7 protein-coding genes and 1 pseudogene are annotated in these 6016 nt (G+C 71.6%); 2 read left to right on the top strand and 6 right to left on the bottom strand.

Annotated features, from left to right (window positions below):
* From AC2W7C_RS12620 to AC2W7C_RS12610, 3 genes are all read right to left on the bottom strand, one after another.
* Window positions 1-827, bottom strand: an 827-nt coding sequence (locus AC2W7C_RS12620) for a tyrosine-protein phosphatase (protein WP_486001756.1), incomplete at its 3' end; no start/stop codon positions are given.
* Between the two features lie 31 nt (window positions 828-858).
* On the bottom strand, window positions 859-1161 hold the full coding sequence (locus AC2W7C_RS12615) for a winged helix-turn-helix domain-containing protein (RefSeq protein WP_486001755.1): 303 nt from the start codon (window positions 1159-1161) through the stop codon (window positions 859-861).
* A gap of 6 nt (window positions 1162-1167) precedes the next feature.
* Window positions 1168-1794, bottom strand: a complete 627-nt coding sequence (locus AC2W7C_RS12610) for a hypothetical protein (RefSeq protein ID WP_486001754.1) — start codon at window positions 1792-1794, stop codon at window positions 1168-1170.
* Window positions 1795-2258: 464 nt separating this feature from the next.
* On the opposite strand from AC2W7C_RS12610, the gene AC2W7C_RS12605 reads away from it, so the two are divergent.
* The gene (locus AC2W7C_RS12605) at window positions 2259-3008 is read left to right on the top strand and encodes an SAM-dependent methyltransferase (RefSeq protein ID WP_486001753.1); all 750 of its coding nucleotides are present in this window, start codon (window positions 2259-2261) and stop codon (window positions 3006-3008) included.
* On the opposite strand, the gene AC2W7C_RS12600 is transcribed toward AC2W7C_RS12605, so the two are convergent.
* From AC2W7C_RS12600 to tsaD, 3 genes are all read right to left on the bottom strand, one after another.
* Window positions 3009-3389 carry a Rieske (2Fe-2S) protein gene (locus AC2W7C_RS12600; protein ID WP_486001752.1) on the bottom strand — a complete coding sequence of 127 codons (381 nt, stop codon included), beginning with the start codon at window positions 3387-3389 and terminating at the stop codon, window positions 3009-3011.
* Complete coding sequence (locus AC2W7C_RS12595) at window positions 3386-4384, bottom strand: NAD(P)H-dependent glycerol-3-phosphate dehydrogenase (RefSeq protein ID WP_486001751.1); 999 nt, start codon at window positions 4382-4384, stop codon at window positions 3386-3388. The genes AC2W7C_RS12600 and AC2W7C_RS12595 overlap by 4 nt, the downstream gene beginning before the upstream one ends.
* Window positions 4385-4467: 83 nt before the next feature.
* Window positions 4468-5598, bottom strand: a complete 1131-nt coding sequence (gene tsaD / locus AC2W7C_RS12590; RefSeq protein ID WP_486001750.1) for a tRNA (adenosine(37)-N6)-threonylcarbamoyltransferase complex transferase subunit TsaD — start codon at window positions 5596-5598, stop codon at window positions 4468-4470.
* 46 nt (window positions 5599-5644) lie between these two features.
* Here tsaD and AC2W7C_RS12585 point away from each other — a divergent pair.
* Window positions 5645-6016: pseudogene (locus tag AC2W7C_RS12585) on the top strand (hydroxymethylbilane synthase); the annotation flags it as partial.

The following is a 6016-nucleotide window of genomic DNA, read 5'->3' as shown; positions in this document are numbered from 1 at the left end:
CAGCGGGTCGCGCCAAAGGCCGGACGTGACGTTTCGCCCGCGGGCGGGGTCACGCGGACAGCCGCTCGCCGATGCGGTCGCGCAGCCGCGCATCGACGCCCCAGAACCTGTTCCAGGTAGGCGTCGACCGAACCATGGCGGGTCCGGATCTCGCCAAGGGCGGTCTCCAGGTACACCGGCTCGACTCCGAGGAAGGCCACGACGGCGTCGTGGGACGGCTCGCGCCCCGTCATCGCCTGCAGTTGCCGCGCGACCTTCGGCGCCAGGCGCTCCAGGTCGACGGCGGTGTTGGTCAGCAGGTAGTCGGCGACCATGTCGTCCGGGTGAACGCCCAGCAGGCAGTGGGTGAGGGCGGCCAGGGTCCCGGTGCGGTCCTTGCCCGCCGCGCAGTGAATGAGCACCGCGCCGTCGGCCTCGCCCAGCGCCCGGAAGTAGCGGGCGAACAGGTCCAGGTGGGCGGACTCGAACGGAAGCTCGCGATAAACGCCGGTCATGAAGCGGCGGCCGGCGTCGATGGTCAGGTCCGAGGTCCTGAGGAAGGTGATGTGCGGGGCCTCGCCGTCCGCGCCCAGATCGCTGACCAACACCTGGCCGGCCCAGCCGGGCGGGCGGCGGGACGGCTGGTCGCGGCGCTCGCCGGGGCGGCGCAGGTCGACCACCGTTCCGATGCCGAGCGCTTCCAGACGCTCAAGATCCGCATCGGTGACGCGGGCCTGGTGGGCCGAACGGAACAGGCGGCCGCGCGCGACATGACGGCCGCCGGCGGCGTAGTCGCCATAGTCCCGGAAGTTGTCGAGCGCCTCGAAGCGGTGGATGCGGTCCGTCATGCGCCCGCTCTAGACCGTCAGCGTGACGGCGTCACGTCTTGCCAACCAGCCCCTGCATGGCGTCCAGATAGGCCAGGAAGGCCTTGCGGCCGGCGGAGGTCATCGAGGCCTCGGTCAGCGGCTTGCGGCCTTCGAAGCGTTTGACGACGGCGACGAAGCCGGCGTCCTCGAGCTTTCTGAGATGGACCGACAGATTGCCGTCGGTCGTCTGCAGCCGGGCCTTCAAGGTGTTGAAGTCAGCGCTCTCGACGCCGGACAGCACCGCCATGACGCCCAGCCGGACGCGGCCGTGGATGACCTCGTCGATGCGGGTGATGTCGAACTCCTCGGACATCGACGATCAGGCCCGGCGCGCCTGGCGCATCAAGAGGAAGCCGGGCAGCGCCATCAGCAGCAGCAGGGCGGCGGCGTAGGCCAGGTACTGGGCGGGGTCGCCGGTGAAGGCGGCCAGGGCGGGGGCCGCCGCATAGGACCCCAGCGACAGGATCCACAGCGGGCGCAGGCGGTGCATGACGGCGCTGACCGACCAGCCGATGCCGTAGAAGACCAGGATGATCGAGGGGACCAGGCCGAACAGGGCGTTGGCGGCCTCTCCGCCCAGCCGGTACCCGACCACCGAGAGGGACACGAACAGGGCGAAGATGCCCCAGCCCATGGCGCTCCAGGCGATGCCGGTGGCGCGATTGGCGGTGGTGACGATCCCGGCCTGCCGCTTCAGGCGGGTCAGGGTGACGATCAGGGCGACGAAGAACAGCAGGGTGGCGGCCATCCAGCCGATCCAGAGCGAGTCCGGCGCGACCGGCAGAGCGCCGGTGATCGCGGCCCAGTGGAACAGGCTGGCGCCGGCGAAGAGCAGGCCGGCGATGAACAGGATGGAGGCGCCTTGCATCGGAGCCTCGCCGCCTTCTTCGGCAAGGCGGCGCATCCAGGCGATGTCGGCGGCGGTGTCCTCGGTGTCGGCGTTCATCGGGGTCAGTCTCCTCAGAATCGGCGGCCGAAGGCCAGCCAGGCGAGCGCGAGCGTGCGTCCAGCCGCGACCGAAAAGGCTGGCTCGCGATGGATCGGCGAAGGGGCGAGGGCGGCGGCGGTCATGAGCAATCCTTGAACGACGCCGGTCTATTCCATCAGCTTTATAATGTAAAGTACTTCATCAGAAGCTGCTGCAAGCGGCGGATCGCCCGGAGGCCCGAGCGCTCCGCGGCCTTCAGACGCGTCGGGCGGAAAGGGGCGGAGAGTCTGAAGATCGGGCGTTTGCACGACAAACACCGTGCAACGCGTGCAACGTGTGCAATGCGCAGGCGCCTTGGCCGGCGTCGGCGGATTGAAATGTCAAAGACCGAGAGGGGACTGTAGCGGCGTGATGCGTCAGAAGCGGACGTAGCGGATCGCGGAAACCTTGCGCCGCCTTCCTGGAACTTGGACAAGCACGTCATGGAAGCCCGCTACAACCGGATCGCCTATGCGGCGCTGGAGGTCGGCAACGGCGTGGAGATGGCGGCGGTCGAGGCGGCCGTGGCTCGGACCAGCCTGACCCGGGGCGCGGCCGCCGCCGATGTCGGGACGGGAAACGCGGGGGTGGCGATCCGACTGGCCCGGACCTTCGGATTCGCGGTGACGGCGATCGAGTACGATCCAGCGATGGCGGACCTGACGCGCGAACGGATCACGGCGGCCGGGGCGGAAGGCCGGGTGGCGCTGGCTGTCGGCGCGGCGGCGGAGGTGCTGCGCGGCATGCCCTTGCTGGACCTGATCGTCGCCCTGGGCGCGACCGACGTCGACGGGCGGGGGCGGCCCTCGCCCGAGGCCGCGCTAGCCTTTCTGAAGACGCGCCTGAAGCCGGACGGCTGGCTGCTTTGGGGCGACCTGGTCTGGCTGCGGCCGCCGCCGGCGCCGCTGCGGCAGGTCGCCGAAGCGCTCAATCAGTACACGGACAATGACGGATGGAAGGCCGCGGCCCGAGCGGCCGGGTTCGAGGTGGCGTTCGCCGAGATTTCCTCCCAGGCGACGTTCGACGCCTACGCCGCCGGGGCGGACCGCGCGGCGCGGGACTGGCTGGCGGCGAACCCCGATGCGCCAGGGGCCGACGCTGTCCGGGCCGACGCGGACCGGGTGAAGACGATGCTCGCGTTCGGCCGGCCCTTCATCGGCTTCGGACTGTACCTGCTGCGGGCGCGGGCCTGATCAGGCGGTGCGGACGATCCCGCCGGACGCCTGGACCGGCCAAGGCGTCAACCGGCCGCCGGCGCACGGACCGCCGACGCATTCGCCGCTGAGAGGCTCGAACACCGCCCCGTGCCAGCCGCACAGGATCAGGGCGCCGTCGGACGTCAGATAGCGGTCCAGCTCGATGGCCAGTGGAAAGCCCTGATGCGGGCAGCGGTCGACGTAGCCGGCGACGCGGCCGTCCTTGCGCACGACGAAGCCGTGGAAGAAGGCGTCCCCGATCTGCAGCACGAAGGACCGCGAGCCGGGATCGGTCAGGTCCGCCTCGGCGCAGAGAGGGACGCCCGGCGGCGTCTTCCAGACCCGCTTGCGCTCGGTTGGGGGAGGGAGGTCGGTCAATGCCGCTCGGCCTTGAGCGGCCGGGACAGCAGGTCGTCGATCACCGCCTCGACGCTGGTCTCCTCGTTCAGCAGGGCGGCGACGGCGAGCGAGATCGGCATGTCGACACCGGTCTTCTCGGCGAGCTGGCGAACGGCCGGCGCGCTTTCATAACCCTCGGCCACGGATCGCTTGCCGGCGAGCGCCTCTCGGACTGACTGACCCTGGCCCAGGGCCAGGCCCAGGCTCATGTTGCGCGACTGCGGGCTGGAGCAGGTGAGGACCAGGTCGCCCAGACCGCACAGGCCGGCGACGGTCTCCGCCCGGCCGCCCAGGGCGACGCCCAGCCGGGTCATCTCGGCGAAGCCGCGGGTGATCAAGGCGGCGTGGGCGCTGCGACCCAGGCCCTTGCCCTCGCTCATGCCGCAGGCGATGGCCAGCACATTCTTGATGGCTCCGCCGACCTCGGCGCCGATCAGGTCGGTGGCCAGGTACGGGCGGAAGGCGGGGGCCGAGAGGGTCTCCATCAGCGCCTCGCCCAGAGCCCGATCGGCGCAGGCCAGGGTGACGGCCGAGGGCAGGCCGCGGGCGACCTCGGCGGCGAAGCTGGGGCCCGACAGGACCGCCGCGGGGGCGTCCGGCAGCGTCTCGGCCAGGACCTCGGTCATCAGCTTCAGCGAGCCGCGCTCGATGCCCTTGGCGCACAGGACCACGGGAATCCCCGCCCGATGGAAGGGCGCGAAGGCTTCAAGGGTCGAGCGCATGTGCTGGGCCGGCGGAACGGCCAGGACGACGTCGCAGGCCCCGAGGTCGGCCAGGTCGGGGGTGACCGAGACATGGTCGTCCAGGGCGATCCCCGGCAGGAAGGCCTCGTTGACGCGGCGCGCGCGGATGCTTTCGACGACCTCGGGCTCGCGCGCCTGGAGCAGCACGTCCAGCCCGGCCCAGCCGGTCACCTGCGCCAGGGCCGTGCCCCAGGCGCCGGCGCCGATCACGCCTGCGGTGCGAAATTCCATGAAAGTCCTTCGTGAGGTCAGCGCCATTCTATGGCGCGAGACGCCGTGAATTGCCAAGGCGCCGGTCATGGGCGCTGACGCCCCTAGGCCTTGGCGCCCTTGCGGCCCGGCTTGTGCGCCGGGTCGGAAAGCGCCCTCTCCTCGTCCAGCGGCCAGCGCGGCCGGGCGGCGACGTCGATGTCGGACGTCAGGCCCTTGCGCAGGCGCTCCGCCCCAGCCAGCGCGATCATGGCCGCGTTGTCGGTGCAGTAGGCCATCGGTGGGGCGAGGAAGGAGAAACCGTTCCGGACGGCCACCGCCTCCAGCGTCGAGCGGATGGTCCGGTTGGCCGCCACGCCGCCCGCGACGACGAACAGGCGGTGCGCGTTGTGGGCGGCGTAGGCCTTGAGCGCCCGGTCCGATCGCTCGCCCAACTGGCGGGCGATGGCGGTCTGGACGGCGTCGGCCAGGTCGGCCTTGTCCTGTTCGGTCTCGCAGGCCTGGGCCAGGCGAGAGGCGGCGGTCTTCAGGCCCGAGAAGGAGAAGTCGCAATCCTTGCGGCCCAGGAGCGCGCGGGGCAGGTCGAAGCGCGACCCGTCGCCCGAGACCGCCAGTTTCTCCAGCGCGGGGCCGCCCGGATAGCCCAGGCCCAGCGCCTTGGCGATCTTGTCGAAGGCCTCGCCCGCCGCGTCGTCGATGGTGGTGCCCAGCCGCGTCATGTCGCCCACGCCGCGCACCTCCAGCAGCTGGCAGTGGCCGCCCGAGACCAGCAGCAGCAGGAAGGGATAGGCGACCGGCCGGCCCAGGCGGGCGGAGACCGCGTGGCCCTCCAGATGATTGACGGCGACCAGGGGCTGGCCCCGAGCCAGGGCCACGGCCTTGCCGAAGCTCAGGCCGACCATGACCCCGCCGACCAGCCCCGGCCCGGCGGTGGCGGCGACGCCGTCGAGAGCCGCGTAGCCCAGCCCGGCCTCCGCCATGGCCCGGCGGGTCACTTCGGCGATCATCTCCACATGGCTGCGGGCCGCGATCTCGGGCACGACGCCGCCGAAGGCCGCGTGGTCGTCGATCTGGCTGTGCACGACCGAGGACAGGACCTGGACCCCGCCGTCGGCGCCCAGGCGCACGACCGAGGCGGCGGTCTCGTCGCAGCTGGTCTCGAGACCCAGCACGGTGAGGTCCGCGTCATGGGCCGCGGTTGCCCGCCCGCCATCGCTGCTATAGTCCGCGCCCATCGTCATCGGGTCGAGGTAGCGACCCCGCCGGACCCGCGCAACGCCCATGTCTCCTCTCGTCCGCATCGGCACGCGCCGCTCCAAACTGGCGCTGACCCAATCCGGCATGATGCAGCGCGCCATCGGCCGGGCGCTGGGGGTGGCCGAGGCCGACCTGGCCGAGGCCGTGCCCCTGGTCGAGATCGTCACCACCGGCGACCGGGTGCAGGACCGCCGGCTGCTGGAGATCGGCGGCAAGGCGCTGTTCACCAAGGAGATCGAGGAGGCGCTGCTGGACGGCCGCGTCGACGTGGCGGTGCATTCGATGAAGGACGTGCCGGCCGAGCAGCCGGCGGGCCGCTGGTGCATCGCCGCGGTCCCGGAGCGCGAGGACGCGCGCGACGCCTTCCTCAGCCCGACGCGGCGCGGTCGACGCTGC

The sequence above is a fragment of the Brevundimonas sp. CURTG3B2_SDJG genome, assembly GCF_057364705.1.
The sequence above is the reverse complement of the archived record's forward strand: the minus strand, read 5'-3'. Positions and strand labels throughout refer to the sequence as shown.